This is a genomic window from Streptosporangium sp. NPDC002607, assembly GCF_053592655.1.
This window is the reverse complement of sequence record NZ_JBSFWD010000006.1, coordinates 1-22,559: the sequence shown is the minus strand read 5'-3', so window position 1 is coordinate 22,559 and position 22,559 is coordinate 1. Positions and strand designations below refer to the sequence as shown.

The 22,559-nt window shown below is 70.4% G+C and carries 17 protein-coding genes; 8 read left to right on the top strand and 9 right to left on the bottom strand.

Annotated elements, in window-relative coordinates; translation table 11 throughout:
- The first annotated feature begins 236 nt into the window (after window positions 1-236).
- The 4 genes from ACWD3H_RS08745 (at window position 237) to ACWD3H_RS08730 (ending at window position 5,626) form a co-directional block, all read left to right on the top strand.
- Window positions 237-1,178, top strand: a complete 942-nt coding sequence (locus ACWD3H_RS08745) for an acyl-CoA desaturase (protein WP_350926832.1) — start codon at window positions 237-239, stop codon at window positions 1,176-1,178.
- Between the two features lie 383 nt (window positions 1,179-1,561).
- On the top strand, window positions 1,562-2,629 hold the full coding sequence (locus ACWD3H_RS08740; protein ID WP_451954549.1) for a TetR family transcriptional regulator: 1,068 nt from the start codon (window positions 1,562-1,564) through the stop codon (window positions 2,627-2,629).
- Between the two features lie 62 nt (window positions 2,630-2,691).
- The gene (locus ACWD3H_RS08735; protein ID WP_451954548.1) at window positions 2,692-4,755 is read left to right on the top strand and encodes an RNA degradosome polyphosphate kinase; all 2,064 of its coding nucleotides are present in this window, start codon (window positions 2,692-2,694) and stop codon (window positions 4,753-4,755) included.
- On the top strand, window positions 4,748-5,626 hold the full coding sequence (locus ACWD3H_RS08730) for an NUDIX hydrolase (protein ID WP_451954547.1): 879 nt from the start codon (window positions 4,748-4,750) through the stop codon (window positions 5,624-5,626). Before ACWD3H_RS08735 ends, ACWD3H_RS08730 begins: the two co-directional genes overlap by 8 nt.
- Window positions 5,627-5,678: 52 nt before the next feature.
- Here the strand turns inward: ACWD3H_RS08730 and ACWD3H_RS08725 are convergent, their stop codons facing one another.
- Window positions 5,679-7,157: a CYTH and CHAD domain-containing protein gene (locus ACWD3H_RS08725; protein ID WP_451954546.1), complete on the bottom strand. Its 1,479-nt coding sequence runs from the start codon at window positions 7,155-7,157 to the stop codon at window positions 5,679-5,681.
- Between the two features lie 117 nt (window positions 7,158-7,274).
- On the bottom strand, window positions 7,275-8,039 hold the full coding sequence (locus ACWD3H_RS08720) for a trans-aconitate 2-methyltransferase (RefSeq protein ID WP_355563834.1): 765 nt from the start codon (window positions 8,037-8,039) through the stop codon (window positions 7,275-7,277).
- A 56-nt stretch (window positions 8,040-8,095) separates the two neighbouring features.
- Between ACWD3H_RS08720 and ACWD3H_RS08715 the strand changes: the two genes are divergently transcribed.
- On the top strand, window positions 8,096-8,647 hold the full coding sequence (locus ACWD3H_RS08715) for a MarR family winged helix-turn-helix transcriptional regulator (protein WP_355563837.1): 552 nt from the start codon (window positions 8,096-8,098) through the stop codon (window positions 8,645-8,647).
- A 94-nt stretch (window positions 8,648-8,741) separates the two neighbouring features.
- Here the strand turns inward: ACWD3H_RS08715 and ACWD3H_RS08710 are convergent, their stop codons facing one another.
- From ACWD3H_RS08710 to rsmA, 3 genes are all read right to left on the bottom strand, one after another.
- Window positions 8,742-10,553: an ABC-F family ATP-binding cassette domain-containing protein gene (locus tag ACWD3H_RS08710; protein ID WP_451954545.1), complete on the bottom strand. Its 1,812-nt coding sequence runs from the start codon at window positions 10,551-10,553 to the stop codon at window positions 8,742-8,744.
- 137 nt (window positions 10,554-10,690) lie between these two features.
- Window positions 10,691-11,593, bottom strand: a complete 903-nt coding sequence (locus ACWD3H_RS08705; RefSeq protein WP_350926848.1) for a 4-(cytidine 5'-diphospho)-2-C-methyl-D-erythritol kinase — start codon at window positions 11,591-11,593, stop codon at window positions 10,691-10,693.
- Between the two features lie 90 nt (window positions 11,594-11,683).
- Window positions 11,684-12,544: a 16S rRNA (adenine(1518)-N(6)/adenine(1519)-N(6))-dimethyltransferase RsmA gene (rsmA, locus tag ACWD3H_RS08700; protein WP_355563843.1), complete on the bottom strand. Its 861-nt coding sequence runs from the start codon at window positions 12,542-12,544 to the stop codon at window positions 11,684-11,686.
- A 224-nt stretch (window positions 12,545-12,768) separates the two neighbouring features.
- On the opposite strand from rsmA, the gene ACWD3H_RS08695 reads away from it, so the two are divergent.
- Window positions 12,769-14,502: a protein kinase domain-containing protein gene (locus ACWD3H_RS08695; protein WP_451954544.1), complete on the top strand. Its 1,734-nt coding sequence runs from the start codon at window positions 12,769-12,771 to the stop codon at window positions 14,500-14,502.
- Window positions 14,499-15,884, top strand: a complete 1,386-nt coding sequence (locus tag ACWD3H_RS08690; RefSeq protein ID WP_451954543.1) for an FG-GAP-like repeat-containing protein — start codon at window positions 14,499-14,501, stop codon at window positions 15,882-15,884. Before ACWD3H_RS08695 ends, ACWD3H_RS08690 begins: the two co-directional genes overlap by 4 nt.
- Window positions 15,885-15,961: 77 nt before the next feature.
- On the opposite strand, the gene ACWD3H_RS08685 is transcribed toward ACWD3H_RS08690, so the two are convergent.
- The 3 genes from ACWD3H_RS08685 to ACWD3H_RS08675 form a co-directional block, all read right to left on the bottom strand.
- The gene (locus tag ACWD3H_RS08685; protein WP_451954542.1) at window positions 15,962-16,822 is read right to left on the bottom strand and encodes a TatD family hydrolase; all 861 of its coding nucleotides are present in this window, start codon (window positions 16,820-16,822) and stop codon (window positions 15,962-15,964) included.
- 214 nt (window positions 16,823-17,036) lie between these two features.
- Window positions 17,037-18,818 carry a methionine--tRNA ligase gene (gene metG / locus ACWD3H_RS08680; protein WP_451954541.1) on the bottom strand — a complete coding sequence of 594 codons (1,782 nt, stop codon included), beginning with the start codon at window positions 18,816-18,818 and terminating at the stop codon, window positions 17,037-17,039.
- 25 nt (window positions 18,819-18,843) lie between these two features.
- Window positions 18,844-20,100: a glycosyltransferase gene (locus tag ACWD3H_RS08675; protein ID WP_355563858.1), complete on the bottom strand. Its 1,257-nt coding sequence runs from the start codon at window positions 20,098-20,100 to the stop codon at window positions 18,844-18,846.
- A 101-nt stretch (window positions 20,101-20,201) separates the two neighbouring features.
- Between ACWD3H_RS08675 and ACWD3H_RS08670 the strand changes: the two genes are divergently transcribed.
- Window positions 20,202-21,767, top strand: a complete 1,566-nt coding sequence (locus tag ACWD3H_RS08670) for a hypothetical protein (RefSeq protein ID WP_355563861.1) — start codon at window positions 20,202-20,204, stop codon at window positions 21,765-21,767.
- Here ACWD3H_RS08670 and ACWD3H_RS08665 read toward each other — a convergent pair.
- Window positions 21,715-22,559: dolichyl-phosphate-mannose--protein mannosyltransferase (locus ACWD3H_RS08665; protein WP_451954540.1), on the bottom strand; the 845-nt coding region annotated here is incomplete at its 5' end. The genes ACWD3H_RS08670 and ACWD3H_RS08665 overlap by 53 nt on opposite strands.

Sequence of the window (22,559 nt, the reverse complement as noted above, 5' to 3'; positions counted from 1 at the left end):
GTTTGGAAGCCGTCGTGCTCACGAAGTCGAGCGGCCCCGGCAATGAGCCTGGAGAACCCGTCGTTTGGCAGGTCAGACACGGGTAGAACAGATTACGAAGCCGCTACGGCGCCAGCCCCAGAGGGTCAGCTTCCACACACTTGGTGCTTAGGGATTCCTAACTTACGATGGCGTAGGTTACGGTGGCGTAGCCGCACGTGAATCCTTGCCTTTTCCGAACCACCGCGAGGTAGCGCATGACCGTCATCGAAGAACGCCCAGCTCCGGGCCCCAAACCCGACGTAGACCCAGAGCCGAAAACACTGCCCGAGATCATCACCTTCGGGGTGGTCGTCGGCGCCCCGCTGATCGCCCTGGCCGCGGCCATCCCGTTCGCCTGGGGCTGGGGACTCGGCTGGTCCGACATCGTGATCGCGGCGGTCTTCTACGTGGTCACCGGACTGGGTGTCACCGTCGGCCTGCATCGCCACTTCACGCACGGCTCGTTCAAGGCCAAGCGCCCACTGAAGATCGCGCTGGGCATCGCGGGCAGCCTCTCGATGGAGATGTCGGTGCTCGACTGGGTGGCCACCCATCGCAAGCACCACAAGTTCTCCGACAAGGAGGGCGACCCGCACTCGCCGTGGCGCTTCGGCACCGGCTTCGTGGCCGTGTCCAAGGGCCTGCTCTGGGCGCACATGGGCTGGCTGTTCGAGGCCGATCGGGCCAACCGCGAGAAGTACGCCCCCGACCTGGTCAAGGACCCGGACATCATCAAGCTGCACAAGTTCTTCCCGGTCCTGGCGATCACCACGATAGTCATGCCCGCCCTGCTGGGCGGCCTGCTGACCTGGTCGTGGTGGGGCATGGCCACCGGTTTCTTCTGGGGCACCCTGGTCAGGGTCGGCCTGCTGCACCATGTGACCTGGTCGATCAACTCCATCTGCCACGTCTTCGGCGAGGAGGTCTTCGAATCACGCGACAAGTCCCGCAACGTGTGGTGGCTGGCCATCCCCTCCTTCGGCGAGTCCTGGCACAACCTGCACCACTCCGACCCCACCTGCGCCCGGCACGGCGTGCTGAAGGGGCAGATCGACCTCAGCGCCGGCGTCATCCGCTGGTTCGAGAAGGCCGGCTGGGCCTACGACGTCCGCTGGCCCACCCCCGAACGCCTAGCCGCCAAACGCATCGCCGCCTGACACCCCCACCTCTCCTGCTACGGGGAGATGTTCTCTCCCCCGGGAACACTCCCCATGAGGCCGCGCCCGGCCACAGCCCAAGGGACTCCCCTGAGGACGTGCCTGAGACGTCTTCCTTGAGGGACCACCCGTGAGGCCGCGCCGGCGACTGGACTGAGGAGAGCGGGGCCGTGAGGCCGCTCACCTACGGGCCTCGTGAGGTCGTTTACCTACGGGCTCCCGTGAGGCCGCGCCGGGGACTGGACTGAGGAGAGCGGGGTCGTGAGGAACGAGCGGCCCCGGTCGACGAGGGAAGGAGCCGGGTAAGAGCGGCCGAACCGCGACGCGTCAGCGTCGCCAATAGCACGTCGCATTCAACACCCCGGAGCAGCATTATTAGAACCGTGAGCGAACCCCGACGGCGGATGTCAGGTAAGGAACGCCGGGAACAGCTGATCCAGATCAGCAGGACCCTGTTCGCGGAGAAAGGGTTCGACGGCACATCGGTCGAGGAGATCGCGGCGACCGCCAACGTCTCCAAGCCGGTGGTCTACGAGCACTTCGGCGGTAAGGAGGGCGTGTACGCGGTCGTCATCGACCGGGAGATGCAGAAGCTGTTGATCATGGTGACCGAGGCCCTGTCCGCCTCGCACTCGCTGATCAAGCTGGAGCGGGCGGCCCTGGCCCTGCTGGCCTACGTGGAGGAGAACAGCGAGGGTTTCCGCATCCTCGTTCGCGACTCGCACGCCGCCTCGGGGACCGGCACGTTCGCCAGCCTGATCAACGACATCGCCAGCCAGGTCGAGGACGTCATGGTCGACGAGTTCGTCGAACGGGGCTATGACCCCAAGCTGGCCCCCATGTACGCCCAGATGCTGGTCGGCATGGTCGCGCTGACCGGCCAGTGGTGGCTGGACGTGCGCAGGCCGTCGCGCGAGGAGGTCGCCGCGCACCTGGTCAACCTGGCCTGGAACGGCCTGACCGGGCTGGACCCGAGCCCTCGGCTCACCGCCTCCTCTCGCGGCCTGGGGCAGCGGCCGGCCCAGGCGCCGCAACGCCCGGCCGACGCCGGCCCCCATCCACCGGGATCGCGCTCGGCGGGATCACGGCCGCCCGTGCCTCAGCCGCCCTCGCCCCCGACCGAAAAGGAGCTCCGGGAGCAGGAGAAGGCCCGGGAGCGGGCGCAGAAGGAACAGGAGAGGCTGCGCGAGCGCGAACAGCGCGAGGCCGAGAAGCTGGCCAGGGAGCAGGAGAAGGCCCGGCTCCGCGAGCAGCGGGAGCTGGAGAAGGCGCGCGAGCGGGAGCAGAAGGAGCAGCAGCGACTGCTGAGGGAGCAGGAGCGGGCCCGCGAGCGGGAGATGAAGGAACTGGAGAAGGCGATGCTCCGCGAGGCCAGGGCCGCCGAACGCGAGGCCGTCAAGCGAGCGAAACTCGTTGGTGAAGAGACGGGAAAGCTTGAGCCAAGTGAGTAAACAACGGCGCCCGTTGAGACGAAATTAACGTTCTGTTCAACAAAAGCGGGCATTCTGGTCATATGTCCGCTGAACTCGCCCGTTCCACCCCCGACGGACTTCCTCTCCCGCAGGAGCGCTTCCTCAACCGGGAGGAGAGCTGGCTCCAGTTCAACCAACGGGTTCTGGAGATGGCGGAGGATCCGTCCCTGCCGCTGCTGGAGAGAGTGCGGTTCCTTGCCATCTTCGCCAGCAACCTGGACGAGTTCTTCCGGGTACGGGTGGCCGGGCTGAAACGGCGGATGGCCACCGGCCTCCTGCTCCGCACGAAGAGCGGTTTGAAACCCCGCGAGGAACTGCCCAGGATCGCGGCGATCGCCAACGACCTAGCGCTGCGGCAGTCGGCCTGCTTCTACGAGCGGATCCGCCCGCAACTGAGCGCCGAGGGCATCGAGATCGTGCGCTGGGACGACCTCGGCCGCGACGAGCGCACCGAGATGCGCAAGCTCTTCAGGGAGCGGATCAGGCCGGTGCTGACGCCGCTGGCCGTCGACCCCGCCCACCCCTTTCCGTACATCTCGGGACTCTCGCTGAACCTGGCCGTCACCGTCCGCAACCCCTCGACCGGCAACACGGTCTTCGCCCGGGTCAAGGTGCCCAGCCGGCTTCCCCGCTTCGTCACGGCGTCCATGAACCGTTTCGTCCCGCTGGAAGATGTCATCGCCGCTCACCTGGGGCAGCTTTTCAAAGGTATGGAGATCGTCGAACACCATGCCTTCCGGGTGACCCGTAACGAGGACCTGGACGTCGACGAGGACGTCACCGAGAACCTCATGCAGGCCTTGGAACGCGAGCTTCTCAAGCGCCGCTTCGGCCCTCCGGTCCGGCTGGAGGTCGAGGACACCATCACCCCCGAGGTGCTGGACCTGCTGGTGGACGAGCTGGGAGTGGCCGAGCACGAGATCTGCCGGCTGCCGGGGCCGCTGGACCTGACCGGGCTGCACGCGATCGCCGACCTCGACCGGGGCGAGCTGACCTTCCGCCCGTTCGTGCCCGCCGAGGTGGTGCACGTCGAGGACGACATCTTCGCGGTGCTGCGCGAGCGGGACGTGCTGCTGCACCACCCGTACGACTCGTTCTCCACGAGCGTGCAACGGTTCATCGAGCAGGCCGCCGCCGACCCGAACGTGCTGGCCATCAAGCAGACCCTCTACCGCACCAGCGGCGACTCACCGATCGTGGACGCGCTGATCGACGCCGCCGAGGCGGGCAAGCAGGTGGTCGTGGTCGTGGAGATCAAGGCCAGGTTCGACGAGCACGCCAACATCACCTGGGCGCGCAAGCTGGAGCGCGCCGGATGCCACGTGGTCTACGGCGTCGTGGGGCTGAAGACCCACTGCAAGCTCGCCCTGGTGGTGCGGCAGGAGGTCTCGGGCGAGCTGCGCAGCTACTGCCACATCGGCACGGGCAACTACAACCCCAAGACCGCCAGGCTGTACGAGGATCTGGGCCTGCTCACCGCCGACCGGCTGGTCGGCGAGGATGTCACGGACCTGTTCATCCACCTGACCGGCTACTCCAACCACTCGGCCTACCGGCGGCTGCTGGTCGCCCCGCACTCCCTGCGCGGCGGCCTGCTGGCCAGGATCGAGCGGGAGATCTCCCATCAGGAGGCGGGCCGCCCCGCCGGCATCAGGATGAAGACGAACTCCCTGGTCGACGAGCCCATCATCGACGCCCTCTACCGGGCGTCGCGGGCCGGCGTACCGGTGGATCTGTGGGTGCGAGGGGTCTGCACGCTCCGCCCCGGCATACCGGGGCTGTCGGAGAACATCCGGGTCAGGAGCGTGCTGGGCCGTTTCCTCGAACACTCGCGGATCTACGAGTTCGGCCACGGCCGGCGTCCGGAGGTCTGGATCGGCAGCGGTGACATGATGCGCCGCAACATCGAGCGCCGGGTGGAGGTGCTGGTCAAGGTCGCCAGCCAGCAGCAGCGGAACTACCTCAGCGGCCTGCTGGACCGGGCCATGTCCGACGACACCGCGACCTGGTGGCTCAACCCGGACGGGACCTGGGTCCGGCATCCCGGCAATGACCTGCAGACCTATCTGATCGGCACCCGTAGGTGGAGGGCCATCGATGACTGAGCACGCCGTCCACCCGGACGGCATGATCCGCGCGGCCGGGGCGGTCGTCTGGCGCGGTTCACCGGACGCGCCGGAGGTCGCCCTCGTCCATCGGCCCAGGTACGACGACTGGTCGTTCCCCAAGGGGAAGCTGAAGAACGGCGAGCACGCCATCGCCGGCGCGCTGCGCGAGGTGGCCGAGGAGACGGGGATCACCGTGGAGCTCGGCCGGTCGCTGCCGCCGAGCCACTACACGAAGGGCGGGCTGCCCAAGCGCGTCGACTACTGGCTGGCCAGGATGGTCTCCGAGGAGAGCCGTACCGACAGGCGCGAGGTCGACGATGTGGTCTGGCTGCCTGTGCGGGAGGCCGCACGGCGCCTGACCTACGACTGGGATGCCGGGCTGCTCCGCGCGCTCGGCGCGGCATCGCCGACGACCACCCCGCTCGTGCTGGTACGGCACGCCCTGGCGGGGAGCCGGCAGGACTGGAAGGGCGACGACGACGACCGGCCGCTCGACGAGAACGGCCTGAGGCAGGCCGAGGTGCTCGCGAGCGTGCTGGGCGCCTTCCGCCCCGCGGAACTGGTCAGCTCCCCCAGCAGGCGGTGCGTGCAGACCCTGGAACCGTACGCCGGACGGGCCGGCCTGCCGGTCCGGCTCGAACCCGTCCTGTCGGAGACCCACTACGACTTCCAGGCCTCCCTGCTCCTGGCCGAGAAGGCACTGGCCTCGAACCGGCCCACGGCGCTCTGCGGCCACGGCAAGACCCTGCCCGAGCTGATCTCCGAAGTCGGCGGCCGGTCCGGCGACGCGCGGCTGGCCAAGGGCGCGTTCACGGTGCTGCACCACAACGGCGGCCGTGTCGTGGCCGTGGACCGCTACACCGTCTGACGCGATCTCCAGCCGGCCCCGGGCGCGTGGCGGCCGAGAGGCCGGGAGGACCTCAGAGAAGCTTCGCGACGGCGGCCGCGGTGTCGGCCCAGATCCGGGGGAACTCCTCGCCGGCGCGCTCGGCGCCGGCCCACTCCACGCCGGTCAGCACGCCGTAGGTGTAGGTGTCCTCCCCCGCCAGACGGGCGTTCGCGGCCTCGGCTGCCAGCCGTTCCTGCGCGACGACGCCGTCCATGTGGGTGCCCAGCGCCTCCTGTACCGTCTCCGCCCGCTTGGCCAGCTTCTTCATACCGGGCACCTCCGCGGTGTAACGGGCCCGCTTGGCCGCCTTGCGCACTTCGTGCATGGCGAGCTCGCGCTCGGCGGGGTTCTCGATGGACAGCGCGGTGTCGTAGGCCCTGGCGACCCGGTGCCAGCTCTTGGCCGCGACGGTCTTCAGGGTCTCCGCGGGTCTGCCGGCGGCCTTGGTGAGCACGGGGGTGGCGATCAGGTCGTCGAGGGCGTCGAGCAGGGCGAAGTAGCGCTCGGAGCCGAGAGCGTCCCTGATCCGGTCGAGGGCCTCGTGCTCGTCGTCCAGCAGGTCGGAGCTGAGGCGGACCCTGACCGGACCCACGATCAGCACGCTGTCCAGGCTGTCGAGCCTGCTCGCGAACCGCTCGCGGATGACCTCCAGGTCGCGTGCCTCGCCGAGGACCGCGCCGAGCCACTTGAGCTCGTCCTGGACGCTCCCGGTGCCCCCCACGACCGTCCTGAACGACTTCATCGCGCTGCGGAGCCGCCGGGCGGCGACGCGCATCTGGTGCACGGCGTCCTCCTCGGCCCTGCGGACCCGGGGGTCCTGCGTGAGCAACGCGCCGACCTGAGCGGTGAGATAACCGACGGCGACCTCACCCGCGGAACCCGGGGCCGTCCTGGCACGCGGCTGCTCGTGGGCCGCTCCGGCGCCACCGAGCAGGCGCGCGAGCTTGCTCGCCGATTCGGCGGGACTGGCGCCGGCCTTGCGCAGCCGCTTTCCGACCTTCTTCAGCAGCCTCTCGTCACCATGGAGGATCTCCGCCTCGACCTCGTGCCAGCGTTCGACGTGGGGCTCGTCGCCGAGCACGGTGCCCTTGACCCGGTCGTCGGCGATCTCGACCAGCCTCACCCCGGCGCCGTTGACCAGCGTGGTGACGGCACGGCGGGTGTCCAACTCGGCGACGGGCGCCAGCGGGGCACCCCGGGTGTAGGCGAGCACCAGATCCGCCAGCTCGGCAGGAACGATCTTGACGCTCCGGGTCAGCGGGTGGGTGATCTCCTGCCGTACGCCCTTGGCCTTGGGCAGCTTGAGGTGCCAGCCGGGATCGGTGCCGCCCCTGCGTCTTCTCAGGGTGATCCCCCGCGCGGCGAGCCTCAGATCGGGCGTGTCGAAGTAGAGGGCGACCAGCCGATGGGTCTTCGGGCCCACGACCTCCCCGACGCCCGGAAGTCCGGTGAGGTCCGGCAGCTGGTAATCCTCCGGCACGTCGAACTTATCCTCGATCTCTATTGCCACAGGTCATCCCCTAATTTGCCCATATATCCATTCATGCCCGGTTGTCGGGCCAGAAACCCGCTCCTGAGATCGCCGGCCCACCGGCACCCGCCGGGCGGGCGGCGGCGCGCCACCCGGTCACTTCCCGGCGACCACGAAGATCCTGCGGAAGGGGAAGACCGTACCGTACGGCCCGCGGGGGTAGGCCTCGCGGAGCAGGGCGGCGCAGTCGGCGAGGAAGCCGGCGGCCTCGGCGGGGTCCAGGCGGTCGAGCATGGGGCGCAGGGCGGTGCCGGTGATCCAGGAGAGCACGGCGTCGTCGCCGGGGAGCACGTGCAGGTAGGTGGTCTCCCACGCGTCCACCCGGCAGCCCAGTCGAGCGAGCAGGTCGTGATAGCCGGCCGGGTCGTCGACCGGGGAGGGGCGGGCCAGGTCGCCCAGCCGGTCGCGCCACCTCGTCCGGCAGAGCTCGCGGACCAGGGCGTGGCTGGGAGCGTCGAAGTTGCCGGGAACCTGGAAGGCGAGCCGGCCGCCGGGGGCGAGGGCCTCCACCCAGCGCGGCAGCAGCTCGCGGTGGTCGGGCACCCACTGCAGGACGGCATTGGACACGATCACGTCGACCGGCCGCTCAGGGCGCCAGCGCGTGACGTCGTCGACGGAGAAGGAGAGCGAACCGCCCGCCGGCGCCTTCTCGATCATGGCGGGTGAGGAGTCGAAGCCGTGGACCCGGGCGTCCGGCCAGCGCCTGGCGAGCTCGGCGGTGAGCTCGCCGGTGCCGCAGCCCGCGTCGACCACGTAGCCGGGGTTCTCTACGGCTATCCTGGAAACCAGGTCGAAGAAGGGGCGCGCGCGCTCGTCGGCGTAGCGACCGTAGATCACGGGGTCCCAGGTATATCTCGACATCAAGACAATTGATATCCGGCGAGATATCTCGATGTCAAGACAGATAGACTCCCGGCATGACCCTGCACCACGCGGACCACGACTCCAGCCGTTCGGCCGGAGCGAAGGACGAGGTCGACCTGCTGGTCGCCGCCTGGAATCAGGAACGCCCGGACCTCGACGTGGAGCCGCTACAGGTGCTCAGCCGGGTCTCCCGGCTGGCCCGCCATCTCGACCGCGCCCGCCGGGCCGCCTTCGCCGAGCACGACCTGGAGACCTGGGAGTTCGACGTGCTCACCGCCCTGCGCCGGGCCGGGGAGCCGTACCAGATGAGCCCGGGAGCCCTGCTCCGCGCGACGCTGGTGACATCGGGGACGATGACCAACCGGATCGACCGGCTGGCCGCGGCCGGGCTGGTCAGGCGGCGCCCCGACCCCGAGGACCGGCGCGGCGTCCTGGTCTCCCTGACCGACGCCGGGCGAACCCGGGTGGACAACGCCTTCGCCGACCTGCTGCGCCGCGAGCGCGAGCTCCTCGCGAGCCTGCAGGAACGCGAACAGCAGGCCCTTTCGGACCTGCTGCGCACGCTACTCGTCCCTTTTGACGCAACCGACACCGGAGCGCACTGACCTCCCATGCCCGAGGGCGGCGGGATAAACCCGGCGCGCCCCGAAGGGTGTTCCCAGCCACCCTCTCGGGCCTCAACGCACGGCCCCGAGAGGCTCACTCGCCCAGGCGGTCGGCCAGCTCCAGCCACTCACCCTCGATCGAGTCCTTCTCCGCGAGGATCTCCTTCAGCTGCGCGTCGAGCGAGGCCAGCCGCTCGTAGTCGGCGGCGGCGTTGGCCATGGACTCGTGCAGTTTCGCCTCGCGGCCGCTCAGCTTGTCGAGCTGGCGTTCCAGCCGGGAGAGCTCCTTGCGGAGATCGCGCTCCTCACGCGCCGACAGACCGGGCGCCGTCTCCTTCGCGACCGCGGCCGAGGTGGCGGAGGCCGCACCGGAGACCGCGCCGGACGCCGCGCGCGCGGACAGGGCCGCGCCTGAGGCCCGCCGGGACAGGTACTCGTCCACTCCGCCGGGGAGCATCGACAGCCTGTGATCACCGAGCAGGGCGACGGTCCTGTCGGTGACCCGCTCCAGGAAGTAACGGTCGTGACTGACCAGGATCAGCGTGCCCGGCCAGCCGTCGAGCAGGTCCTCCAGCTCGTTGAGCGTCTCGATGTCGAGGTCGTTGGTCGGCTCGTCGAGCAGCAGCACGTTGGGGTCGTCCATCAGGAGGCGGAGCAGCTGCAGGCGGCGCCGCTCGCCACCGGACAGGTCACCGACGACCTTCCACTGCGCGTCCCCCTTGAAACCGAGGCGCTCCAGCAGCTGGGAGGCGGTCCACTCCTTCTTGCCGACCTGCACGAACTTGCGGACCTCCTCGACGGTCTCCAGCACCCGGCGCTCAGGGTCGAGCTCGCCCAGCTCCTGCGACAGGTGCGCCAGACGGACCGTCTTGCCGCGTACCAGCCTGCCCGAGTCGGGGTGCACGGTACCGGCGAGCAGGCGGAGCAGCGAGGACTTGCCGGAGCCGTTCACTCCGATCAGGCCGATCCGGTCGCCGGGACCGAACTGCCAGGTCGAGTGGTCGAGGACCAGCGGTCCCTGGCCGGGTCCCCCGGCGTGCAGCGTGACGTCCTCAAGGTCGTAGACCGTGCGTCCCAGCCGGGCCGCGGCGAACTTGACCAGTTCGACGCTCTCCCTGGCCGGAGGCTCGTCGGCGATCAACGCCTGGGCTGCGTCGATGCGGAACTTGGGCTTGGAGGTGCGGGCGGGCGGACCCCGGCGGAGCCAGGCGATCTCCTTGCGCATCAGGTTCTGGCGGCGGGCCTCGGAGGCGGCGGCCACCCGGGCGCGCTCGGCCTTGGCCAGCACGTACGCGGCGTACCCGCCCTCGTAGCGCTCGACCGAGCCGTCTGTGACCTCCCACGTCCTGGTGGAGACCGCGTCGAGGAACCACCGGTCGTGGGTGACGACCAGCAGTGCCGTCCTGCGGCCGGCCAGGTGCCTGGCGAGCCAGTCGATGGCCTCGATGTCGAGGTGGTTGGTGGGCTCGTCCAGGATGATCAGGTCGTGCTCGTCGATGAGCAGCTTGGCGAGGGCGGTACGGCGCCGTTCACCTCCCGACAGGCTCCCGGCGAGCGCGGTCAGGTCGATGTCGCCGAGCAGGTTGGCGAGGATCTCACGGATGCCCGCGTCACCCGCCCACTCGTGCTCGGACCTGTCACCGAGGACGATGTCGCGCACCGGCCGCGCCGGGTCGAGGTCGTCGCCCTGCGACAGCACCCCTACCTGGAGCCCCCGGTTATGGGTGACCCGCCCGGCATTGGGTTTGAGGTCACCGGCTATCACCGAGATGAGGGTGGTCTTGCCACCGCCGTTGCGGCCGACCACGCCGATGCGGTCGCCCGCCTCGATGCCGAGTGAGACGTCGTTGAGCAGGGGCTTGGGACCGTAGGAGTGGGAGACCGACTCAAGATTGACCAGATTCATCGCCAGACAAGCGTATCCGCTCCCGGCCCACGCGGCCCCCGCCGCGAGAACCGTCCCGTCCCTGACGGCGCCTGCGGGCGCCTCCATCGGATGGCCGCCTCGACCGGCGAGACCGGCCGGTCGTGCCCGCAGGGAGCCTAGACGACGACCGGGCCGGGCACGGGGCCGTGGGCGGTGATGACGTCGCGCGCCACGCCGGCGTCCTTCAGGCAGGCTGCCAGCTCGCCCGCGTGGGCCGCCGACCGGGCGAGGAAGGCGCAGGTGGGCCCGGAACCGGAGACCAGCGAGCCGAGGGCGCCCTGCTCCCGCCCCGCGTCCAGGGTGCGGGCCAGCGAGCCGCGCAGCGCCACGGCGGCGGGCTGCAGGTCGTTGCCGAGCTGGACACCAAGGGCCTCCGCGTCACCCTCGCGGAGCGCGGCCAGCAGCGCCTCGGCGGCCTGGGGCCAGGCCACCAGCTCGCCGCTCGCCTGGCGGAGGCGGTCGCACTCGGCGTAGACCGCGGCCGTGGACAGGCCGCCGTCGGCCAGCGCGAACACCCAGTGGAAGGTGCCCGCGACGTCCAGCGAGGTCAGCCGCTCTCCCCTGCCGGTGCCGACCGCAGTACCGCCGAGCAGGGCGAAGGGGACGTCGCTGCCGAGGTCGGCTGCGATCTCCATCAGGTCCTCACGCGGCAGGCCGAGACCCCAGAGCTCGTTGCAGGCGACCAGGGCCGCGGCGGCGTCGGCGCTGCCGCCCGCCATGCCGCCCGCCACCGGGATCGACTTGCGGATGAGCAGGTTCACCCCGTACGGGCGGCCCGCGTGCCCGGCCAGCGCGAGGGCCGCCCGGATCGCGAGGTTGTCGCCGTCCTCGGGCACCTGGTCCGCGGACTCGCCCTCCACTCGGACGCTCATCCCGGTCTCCGCGGTGGCCGTGACCTCATCGAAGATCGAGACGGCGTGGAAGACGTTGACGAGGTCGTGATAGCCGTCATCCCGTAGCGGGCCGACGGCAAGTTGCAGGTTGACCTTCGCTGGTACGCGGACGGTCACGGAGTTCATGCGTCCCCCATGGGGGCTCGCTCACTGGTCACGACGTCAGATCGTAACGGGATCCCTCCCCCCCGCACGCAAACGAACCGGCAAATCACACTATGTACCGCTTTTAGGCGTACGGTTCTCCGCGATCCTCGCGAAATCCTCGACCCTGAGCTGCTCGCCGCGGGTGGCGGGGTCGATCCCGGCTGCCCGCAGCGCCCGCTCCGCGGCGGGGGCCGTACCGGCCCAGGAGGCGAGGGCGGCACGCAGGGTCTTGCGACGCTGGGCGAAGGCGGCGTCCACCACCGCGAAGACCTCCTCGCGGGTGGCCACCGTCGTGGGCGGCTCCCGCCTGACCATCGCGACCAGGCCGGAGTCGACGTTGGGAACCGGCCAGAAGACGGTGCGGCCGACGGGACCGGCCCGGCGGACGTCGGCGTACCAGGCGGCCTTGACCGAGGGGATGCCGTAGACCTTGGAACCGGGGGCGGCGGCCAGCCGGTCGGCGACCTCGGCCTGGACCATGATCAGGACCTTGCGCAGCGACGGCTGCGTCTCCAGCAGGTGGAGCAGCACCGGGACCGACACGTTGTAGGGAAGGTTGGCGACCAGCGCGCTCGGCCGCTCCGCGGGCAGATCCTCGGGCAGGACACGCATGGCGTCGGCGAGCACCACGGTGAGCCGGTCGGCGAGCTCCGGGGCGTGCCGGTCGACCGTCAGCGGCAGCTGGGCGGCGAGAACGGGATCGATCTCCACCGCGATCACGCCGCGGACCTCGGGAAGCAGCGCGAGCGTGAGCGACCCCAGCCCTGGACCCACCTCGATGACCACGTCGTCGGGCTCAAGCTCGGCCACCCTCACGATCTTGCGGACCGTGCCCGCGTCGATCACGAAGTTCTGGCCGAGCTTCTTCGTAGGACGAATATTGAGCTTGTTCGCCAAAATACGTATTTCCGCTGGACCAAGAAGGCTCATGCTGGTCCCTCACGCAGTGGCCCGGACTCCACGCCCGCCGGACCGTTGTGGTCTCCGATTTGTCTGCCTCGATCACCCAAGGCCGCTCTCCCATGTCATCCGACAAGTTTCCCGCACCGAAGCCCATGCGAGGACGCGTGATGGAGCACGAGAGGTTCCGTTGTGGATAACGTTGCCATACGGGGGACCGACTGCGAGGAAGGGACCTTCCCGGTGAAGAGGACGTGAACCAGCTCGGTGTCGAAGGACTGCGATCCACCGACCCCGAGCGCATCGGGGCCTACCGCCTGCTCGGACGCCTTGGCGAGGGCGGGATGGGGACCGTCTACCTGGCACTGGCGCCGGCGGGACGACCGGTCGCGCTCAAGGTGGTGAAGGCGGAGGTCGCGGTCGAGGACGGCTTCGCCGCGAGATTCCACGCGGAGGTCGAGAACGCCCGGCGGGTGGCCTCGTTCTGCACGGCGCAGGTGCTGGACAACGGCACCGGCGACGACAACCGGCCGTACATGGTCACCGAGTACATCGCGGGCACGCCGCTGTCCCGCCAGATCTCCGAGCACGGCGCGCTGGAGCCCGGAACGCTGCACGGCGTGGCCCTGGGGGTGGCGGCGGCGCTGGCCGCGATCCATGTCGCCGGCCTGGTGCACCGCGACCTCAAACCCGCCAACGTGATCCTGTCCATGTCCGGGCCCCGGGTGATCGACTTCGGCATCGCCAGGGCCCTTGACTCCACGCACAGCTTCACCCGCTCGGGCGAGGTACTCGGCAGCCCCGGCTGGTGGGCCCCTGAGCAGGTCCGTGGCCTGGCCATCACGCCGGCCGCGGACATCTTCACCTGGGGCTGCCTGGTCGCGTACGCGGGCAACGGCCGCCACCCCTACGGGCGGGGCGACCTGATAACGATGGCCACCCGGCTGCTCAACAGCCCGCCCGACCTGGGCGCGCTCCCTGCCCCGCTGAACGACCTGGCCCGCCGCGCGACCGCGATGGACCCCCACCAGCGGCCCACCGCCCAGGACCTGCTGATCGCCCTGGTCGGCGGCGGGATCGCCGCTCCGTCCTCACCGGCTCCCACCCGGGCCGACCCGCCCACGTTGATAGCCGGTGACCTGCTCCACGAGTCCTGGCAGCCACCCGCCAACGTGGAGCCCGACTCCACCCAGACGCTCAGCGCGCTGAACCTGGGGACGCGGTCTCCCGCCCCGCCGATCCAGGAGCCCGCAGACCCGGCCACCGCACCCGCCACGCCCGCACCGCCCGGCCCTTCCACGGCACCGGCACCTGCGGACTCCCTCTCGCCCTCGCGGCCCGAGCCCACGACATCGCCGTCACAACCGTTCACCGGCCCCGTCCCGGCCCGGACGGCACCCGGCTTCCGGCTTTCCGCCGAACCGGACACGCCTGGCGCCGGGAGGACGGCACCCCGGCGGCGCTGGCTGTTCGCCGGGCTGGCCGTGCTCGCGGCACTGGCCGTCACGGTCGTCGTGCTGCTGAACCTGCGCGGCCCGGACCTGGGTGACCGGGGGGAGACGCGGGCGGGCAGTACCGGCGGCACCGGCGGCACCGGCGCCACCCGCGCCACCGACGTGGGCCGCAGGGTCACGACAGGCTCCTTCCTCAAGGACCCGCAGCTGATCATCCCGCGCACCCCGACGTGCGGACTCACCGTCTACGAGGGCGCCACCCCGGTACGCGGCATGCTCTGCACGATCCCGTGGACGCTGGTCAACACCGGCGGGGAGGCGGCCCGGCTCAGCCGCACCCCGCTCACCCTGCTCGACGACGTCGGCACGGCGCACACCGCCGAGAGCTCCTCGACGGAACCGCCGGCCACCCTGCCCCCCGGGGCGAAGGTGGACGGCGTCCTGGTCTACGACCTGCCCCCGTCCCGCAAACCCGCGAAGCTGACCGGAACGGTGATCGAGGGCGGCGGGGAGATAGAGGTGAGGGTGTCATGAGGCTGCTGCTCTCTCTCGTGGCCGCGGCCGCGATCGCGTGGTCGTCCACCGGGTCCGCCTGGTCCGATGCCGCTTCCACCCCGGCCGCCGACTGCACCGGAACGGGCGCGAGCGACTTCGACGGCGACGGGGTGGACGACATCGCGGTCGGCGACCCGTTCGCCGACCCCGGCGGGCTGGCCGGCGCGGGTGCCGTGCACGTGCTGTTCGGCCGGGGGGAGGGTGGGAAGGCCGTGACCGTCGCCGAGACCGAGGCGGGTGACGGCTTCGGCTGGTCGGTGCGGCTGGCCAGGATCGACGGCGACGGCTGCGCCGACCTGCTCATCGGCGCCCCGTACGCGGACGTGGCGGGCTACCGGGACGCGGGCGCGGTCTACGTGGTGCACGGCGGCCCCGACCCCAGGACGATCCGCCTGGTCTCTCCCTCCCCCGAGGCCGACGCTCACTTCGGCTGGTCCCTGGCCTCCGGCGGGACGCTGGTGGCGGTCGGCGCCCCGCACGAGAACGCCGACGGTGTCGCCGACTCCGGTGCGGTCTACCTGTTCGACACCGAGACGTCCGGCGAGGGCCGGCGGATCTCCCAGGAGTCCAAGGGCGTCACGGGCAACGGCGAGGTCGGCGACATGTTCGGCTGGTCGCTGGCGATCGGCAAACTGGGCGGCATCCCCGGCGAGCCGGATCTCGCGGTCGGATCGCCGTACGAGAACGACGACGGAACGGGGCCCCAGGCCGGCGGGGGCAAGCTGGACGCGGGGGCGCTCACAGTGATCTTCGACGTACGCGGGTCCCGGAGCGAGTACCGGAGCAAGAAGTGGGACCTCCGCGAGATCGTCGACGCCGGCGCGGGCGACCTGTTCGGTTACGCGATGGCCTACACCGAGGAGGGCGACGTCGGCTATCTCGCGGTGAGCGCCCCGCTCGGTGACGGCGGGGGCGTGCAGGACTCCGGCCTCGTCCAGTTGTTCCAGGCCTCAAGCACCCTGGAGATCGCCCCTGCCGCCACCTTCGACCAGGGCTCCGAGGGAGCGGCGGGCGAGGGATACGGGTTCTCGCTGGCGTTCACCGCCTCCGGAGGGATCAGGCTCGCCGTGGGCGTGCCCTTCGACGGCCCCGACCGGCGCGGTGGCGTGCGACTGGTGCCGGTGAGCGACCCGGCGGGGAGCTGGCTGATCACCCAGAGTCAGGCCGGCGACCACTTCGGCTGGTCCGTTGGGTTCAGCGGTAACCGGCTGGTCGTCGGCGCCCCCGACCAGGCGGGCGTGGGAACGGTCATCCTGCTGGGCCGCAACGACGCCCAGGGCGTCCCGCTCTCGCCGGGCACCGGAAAGATCCCCGCCCTGGACGGCGGCGCCTCCGCCGACTTCGGCGCCGCGGTGGGCTGAGCGACGTCACGCGAAGCTCGTCGGTACGTGACCCGCGCCCGCGGTCGTGGATCTGGCTGGGGCGGCCGTCCCAGCCGTCACCAGGAGCCGAAGACGGTCTCTCCGTTGGCGCTGACGGCGGCGGCGAGGTCGGTGAGGTCGATCTCCTTGACCTCCGCGAGGCAGCGCAGCGTGAGCGGGATGAGGTAGGGCGCGTTGGGCTTGCCCCGGTGCGGCGTGGGCGGGAGGTAGGGCGCGTCGGTCTCGACGAGGATCAGCTCCCTCGGCGCGACCCTCGCGGCCTCGCGGAGGTATCCGGCGTTCTTGTAGGTGACCGGCCCAGAAAATGACATGAAATATCCGGCATCGACGCACTGCTTCGCCATCTCGGCGTCACCGGAGAAGCTGTGGAAGACCACCACCTCCGGGGCGCCCTGCTCGGCCAGCACGCGCAGCACGTCGTCGTGGGCCTCGCGGTCATGGATCACCAGGGCCTTGCCGGTCCGCTTGGCGATCTCGATGTGCGCCCGGAAACCGGCGTGCTGGTCGTCCTTCGACGCCCAGTCGCGGTAGTAGTCGAGCCCGGTCTCCCCCACCGCCCTGACATGCGGCAGGCGGGCCAGCCGCTCGATCTCGGCGAGGGTCTCCGGCGTCGCGGCGTGCGCCTCGTTGGGATGGATGGCCACCCCGGCGTAGACGTCGGGATGGAGCGCGGCCGTCTCGGCGTTCCAGCGCGAGGACGGCAGGTCGTAGCCGATCGTGACGAGCCGCGTCACGCCGACGGCGCGGGCCTCGTCGAGGATGCCCTCGACGCTCGCCTGGGCCGCCTGCGCGGCCTGCGCGACCGGATCTCCCGAGGACGCCTGGCGGTTGCCCACCATGATGTCCAGGTGACAGTGGCTGTCGAACACCTCTGCCGGCAGGGGCTCGGGGGCGGCGGGAAGCTTCTGCGTGCTCACGCCGTCCAACCTACCGAGGAGCCGACCCGGCCCGCGCCCGGCGCCCCCGCGTGGACCGGCTCACTCCCAGGCCCGGGGCCGGGCCGTGGCCCCGGGCGCACCGGCCCGCCCACCGGCGGTACCGGGCAGGGGCCGGCCCGCGGCTCCGAACACCCGCCGGGCAGGCGCCGGCCGGGTGAGACCGGCCCGCTCCCAGGCCCGGGGGCCTTCGCCGCTACTCGCCCAGCCGGGCCAGTTCCTCGGCGACGATCTTCGGGTCGAGCTTGACGAAGAGCGGGGTCGGCGGGGAGAGCGGGGTGCCCACCCGGATCGGGACGGACTCCCAGCGCGCGGCGCCGTCGTAGGAGCCGGTGATGATCGGGTAGCTCCGGCCGTCCTCGTCGGTGACCTCCTGGATCTCCGGCATGCCCGCCCAGACACCGGTGCCGCCGAGCATCGCGTAGATCTTGTTGGAGGAGTTGGGCAGCACCGGGGTCAGCAGGGTCTTGGCGTCGTCCACCACCTGCAGGGCGACGTGCAGGATGGTCTTCACCCGCTCGGGGTTGTCCTTGATCTTCCAGGGCTCCTGCTCGGCCAGGTACCTGTTGGCCTCGCGGATGACCTCGAACGCCTCGTTCGTCGCGTTCTTGAACCGGCACTGCTCGAACTCGGCCGCGACCTTCGGGAAGGCCGAGCGGCTCCGCTCCAGCATGGCGCGGTCGACCTCGGTGAGGTCGGCCGCCTCGGGGATGATTCCGAAGTTCTTGGCGGCCATCGAGATCGAGCGGTTCACCAGGTTGCCCCAGGCCGCCACCAGCTCGCCGTTGTTGCGGTTGAGGAACTCCGACCAGGTGAAGTCGGTGTCCTGGTTCTCCGGGCCCGCCACCGCGATGTAGTAGCGCAGCGCGTCGGCGTCGTAGCGCTCCAGGAAGTCACGCACGTAGATGACGACCTGGCGGGAGGAGGAGAACTTGCGTCCCTCCATGGTCAGGAACTCGCTGGAGACGACCTCGGCGGGCAGGTTCAGCGCGCCGAGCGAGCCCGGCTTGCCGTCGCGGGCCCCCTGACCGTTGTAGCCGAGCAGCATCGCCGGCCAGATCTCCGCGTGGAAGACGATGTTGTCCTTGCCCATGAAGTAGTAGCCGAGGGCCTCAGGGTCCTGCCACCAGCGGCGCCAGGCCTCCGGGTCGCCGGAGCGGCGCGCCCACTCGATGGAGGCGCTGAGGTAGCCCACGACCGCGTCGAACCAGACGTAGAGCCGCTTGTTGGCCTGGTCGCTCCAGCCCTCCAGCGGGATCGGCACCCCCCAGTCGAGGTCGCGGCTGATCGCGCGGGGGTGCATGTCGCCGAGCATGTTCAGGGCGAACTTCAGCACGTTGGGCCGCCAGTCGCCCTCCTTGGAGCGCAGCCACGACGCCAGAACCTCGGCGAACGCGGGCAGGTCGAGCATGAAGTGCTCGGTCTCCACGAAGACCGGCGTCTCGCCGTTGACCTTGCTCACCGGGTTGATCAGCTGGACCGGGTCGAGCTGGTTGCCGCAGTTGTCGCACTGGTCGCCACGGGCGCCTTCGTAACCGCAGATGGGGCAGGTGCCCTCGATGTAGCGGTCGGGCAGGGTGCGCCCGGTGGAGGGCGAGATGGCGCCCATCGTGGTCTGCGGGAAAATGTAGCCGTTGGCGTGGAGTCCCTTGAAGATCTCCTGCGCCACCGCGTAGTGGTTCACGGTCGTGGTCCGGGTGAACAGGTCGTAGGACAGGCCGAGCGCCTGGAGATCCTCGACGATCACCCTGTTGTAGCGGTCGGCGAGCTCGCGGGCGCTCAGGCCCTCCTTGTCGGCCTGCACCTGGATCGGGGTGCCGTGCTCGTCGGTCCCGCTCACCATGAGCACCATGTTGCCCGCCATCCGCTGATAGCGGCTGAAGACGTCGGATGGCACGCCGAATCCGGAGACGTGCCCGATGTGGCGGGGGCCGTTGGCGTAGGGCCAGGCGACCGCGGTCAGGATGTGCTGGGACATGGTGCCCAGCCTAAGGGACGCGGGCTCAGGCCTTGGTGCTCTCCCTGCCGGTAGTGGAAGCCTCTGCCGCCTCGGCGGCGCGCTTGACGGCCTCGGCGGCCTCCTCCGCCGCGGAGGCGGCCACGTCGATGGGCGTCTCCTTGGTACGGCGGATGCCGAGGATGCTGATGAACAGCGCGGCGAAAATCGTCTGGAAGCTCACGATCAGCGCGGTGGCCGAGGGCACGACGAGGCGCAGCGACTCCGAGGGGATCAGCGGGCCGAAGCTGCGGGTCTGCCAGTGGACCAGGGAGGCGACCAGGCCGCCCAGACCGCCCAGGGCCAGCAGCCCGCCGACGATCAGCCCCTTCTCCAGGGAGACGATGTCGATGAGCTTGCGCACTCGCCGATCTTCCGGCAGGAAGCCCTCCTCGGCCGCGTACACCTTGGTGAACAGCGCGAACAGCACCGCCTGGAAGCCGATCACCACCATGGCGGAGGCGCCGACCAGGGTGTCGACGTCGAACGCGAGCTTTCCGATGTAGACCGGGCCGAAGGTCAGGGCGGCGCCCGCGACCAGGCCGAGGGTCATCAGCACCAGGCCGGGGATGAAGAACAGCCAGCGCGGGCTGTAGAGCATCAGGAAGCGCAGGTGGCGCCAGCCGTCGCGCCAGGAGCGCAGGTGCGGCGGGCGGGAGCGGCCGTCGGGCGAGAGCGTGGTGGGCACCTCGCGTACGTCCAGGCCCGACAGGGTCGAGCGGACCACCATCTCGCTGGCGAACTCCATGCCACCGGTCTGCAGGCCGAGCCTGAGGATGGACTCGCGCCGGAAACCGCGCAGGCCGCAGTGGAAGTCGCCGATCGCGCTGGGGAAGAAGAGGCGCCCGATGAAGGAGAGCACCGGGTTGCCCAGGTAGCGGTGGAGCGGGGGCATGGCGCCCGGCGCGATGCCGCCCTTGAACCGGTTGCCCATCACCAGGTCGGCGCCGTCACGGAGCTGCTCGACGAACGGCAGCAGCGCCGTGAAGTCGTAGGAGTCGTCCGCGTCGCCCATGATGACGTAGCGGCCGCGCGCGGCGCGGATGCCACCCATCAGGGCGTTGCCGTACCCCTTGGCGTCAACGTGCACGACCCGGGCCCCGGCCTCGCGCGCGAGCTGCTGTGAGCCGTCGGTGCTGCCGTTGTCGGCGATCAGCACTTCCCCGTCGATCCCGTGTTCCCGCATGCAGGCGAGTGCCTTGCGTACGCAGGTCTCCACGGTCTCCGCCTCGTTCAAACAAGGCATGACCACGGTCAGTTCCACGTCTCAACCCTTCACTTACGGCACAGGCCAATCTCACCATGATGCCCTCTGAAGCCCCTCGCCCGGGTCAACTCCCTGAAACGGCTGGCATCCTGTAAGGCATGGTGACCGTCGCCGACCGCCCTCGCCTGGACGTGCCTTTGCCTGATCGGATCCCTCGCCTGCGAGCCTTCCTGTACCGGCATCGCCTCTTCGTGGCCGCCCTCGTGCTGGCGTTCCTGCTGCGTGTGGTCACCATGCTCGGCTATGGCCCGGCCCTGTGGTTCAACGACTCCTACGAGTACGTCTCCGGGGCGGTGAACCCCGACCGGCCCAGTGCGCTGCGCCCGAACGGCTACTCCTTCCTGCTCCTGGCGCTGCGGCCGCTGCACAGCTTCGGCCTGGTGGTCTTCGTGCAGCACCTGATGGGCCTGGGCATCGCGGTGCTGATCTACACCCTGCTGCGCGGCAGGTTCGGCCTGCCCGGCTGGGGGGCGACGCTGGCCGCGGTGCCGGTGCTGTTCGACGCGTACCAGATCCAGCTCGAACACCTGGTCATGTCCGACGCGATGTTCATGCTGCTGGTCGTGGCCGTGATCACGCTGGTGCTCTGGCACCGGCGGATGTCCTGGCGGGTCGGCGCGGCGATCGGGCTGCTGCTGGCCCTCACCGCGCTCACCCGGTCGATCGGCCTGCCGATCCTCGCGCTGGTCGTGGTCTACCTGCTGGTCAAGCGCACGGCCTGGAAGACGATCGCGGCGATGATCACCGCGTGCGCGCTCCCCGTGGTCGGCTACATGGCCTGGTTCGCCTCCGCGTACGGCAACTTCGCGATGACCAACAGTGACGGCGCGATCCTCTACATGCGGACGGCGCTCTTCGCCGACTGCAAGAAGATGCGGATCGACCCCCGCGAGGAGCTGGAGCTGGCGCTGCTGTGCATCAGCGCGCCGCCGGGCCAGCGCGGCTTCTCCGGGCAGAAGTACCTCTGGTGGGCACAGAACGGCCAGCGCTTCCACGCCTTCGGGGTGGGCAGCACGTTCACCCCGGAGACCAACAAGACGGCGGGCGCGTTCGCCCAGCGGGCCATCCTGTCCCAGCCGCTCGACTATCTGAGCCTGGTGGCCGGCGACTTCTTCCGCGCCTTCCACTGGGACCGGCCGCGCTTCCCGGATTTCAACACCTACCGGCAGTACGAGTTCCTGCCGGAGAACAAGATCCTCCCAGCCTGGAGCTCCTATCGGGGAAGCACCGACACCGACGCGCAGAAGTACGATCCGGGCCTGCGGACCGCGCAGATCCAGGGCAAGCTGCGCGTGATCGGTACCGACGTCCACGACCCGTGGGCGGGCTTCATGCAGGGCTACCAGCGGATCGTCCGGCTGCCCGGCCTCGTGATCGGCGTGCTGCTGCTGATCGGCCTGGCCGGGGTGGCGGTGCGCTGGCGCAGGCTGGGCGGCCCCGTGCTGCTGCCGTGGCTGGCCGCCTTCGGTCTCATCCTGGCCCCGGCCGCGACCGCCGAGTTCGACTACCGCTACCTGCTGCCCGCGGTGCCGCTGGCCTGCCTGGCGGCCGCGATCTCGCTGCGCCACGGGTTCTCCCGGCCCGCCGCGTCCGGCACACCTGCCGCGCCCGTCACGCCCAGCTCCGGAACAGCATCCGCGACCACCACTGGGAGTGCGGGATGACCTCGGCGGCCAGCACCGGGTAGAGCCACCAGAAGTTGACCAGCGCGAGCAGGGTGAAGGCCCCCACGACCGCGGCCCCGAGCGCCCTGCGGTTGGGCGCGGCGTCGGCCCGCCCGATGATCAGCCCGGCGACCATGGTCAGCGCGAGGATCATGAAGGGGACCATGGTGATCGCGTAGAACAGGTACATGGTCCGGTTGTCGGCGAGGGCGTAGTAGAACCAGGGGAGCCAGCCCGCGGCGTAGCCGAGGAGCAGGGCCCCGGCGCGCCAGTCGCGGGTGGCGACGTACCAGGCGATCATGGCGATGAGGGCGGCCAGGCCGCCGTACCAGATGACCGAGGTGCCGACGCCGAGCACCGCCTCGGCGCAGTTGTCGGCGCCGCACCCGGTGCCGGGGGTCTCGTAGTGGAACGCCACCGGGCGCGAGAGGATGGGCCAGGTCCAGGGTGTGGACTGGTAGGTGTGCCCCTCGCTCAGCCCGGTGTGAAAGCTCAGCACCTGGAAGTGGTAGCTCAGCCAGGAGCGGAGGGAGTCGAAGACGAAGAACCCGGGGCCCTGCGAGGTCGCCTGCGCCCAGTTGCGGCCCCAGCCGAGCGACGAGGCGAACCAGCCGGCCCAGGAGGCGATGTAGGTGAGGGCGGGCAGCAGGCCCATCGCCAGCAGGACGCCGGTCAGGTCCCGGTTGACCACTCCCAGGTACGGTCTGCGCAGGCCGATGGCCCTGCGGGCGCCGGCGTCCCAGACCAGGGACATGATCGCGAAGGCGACGAGGAAGAAGATCCCCGACCACT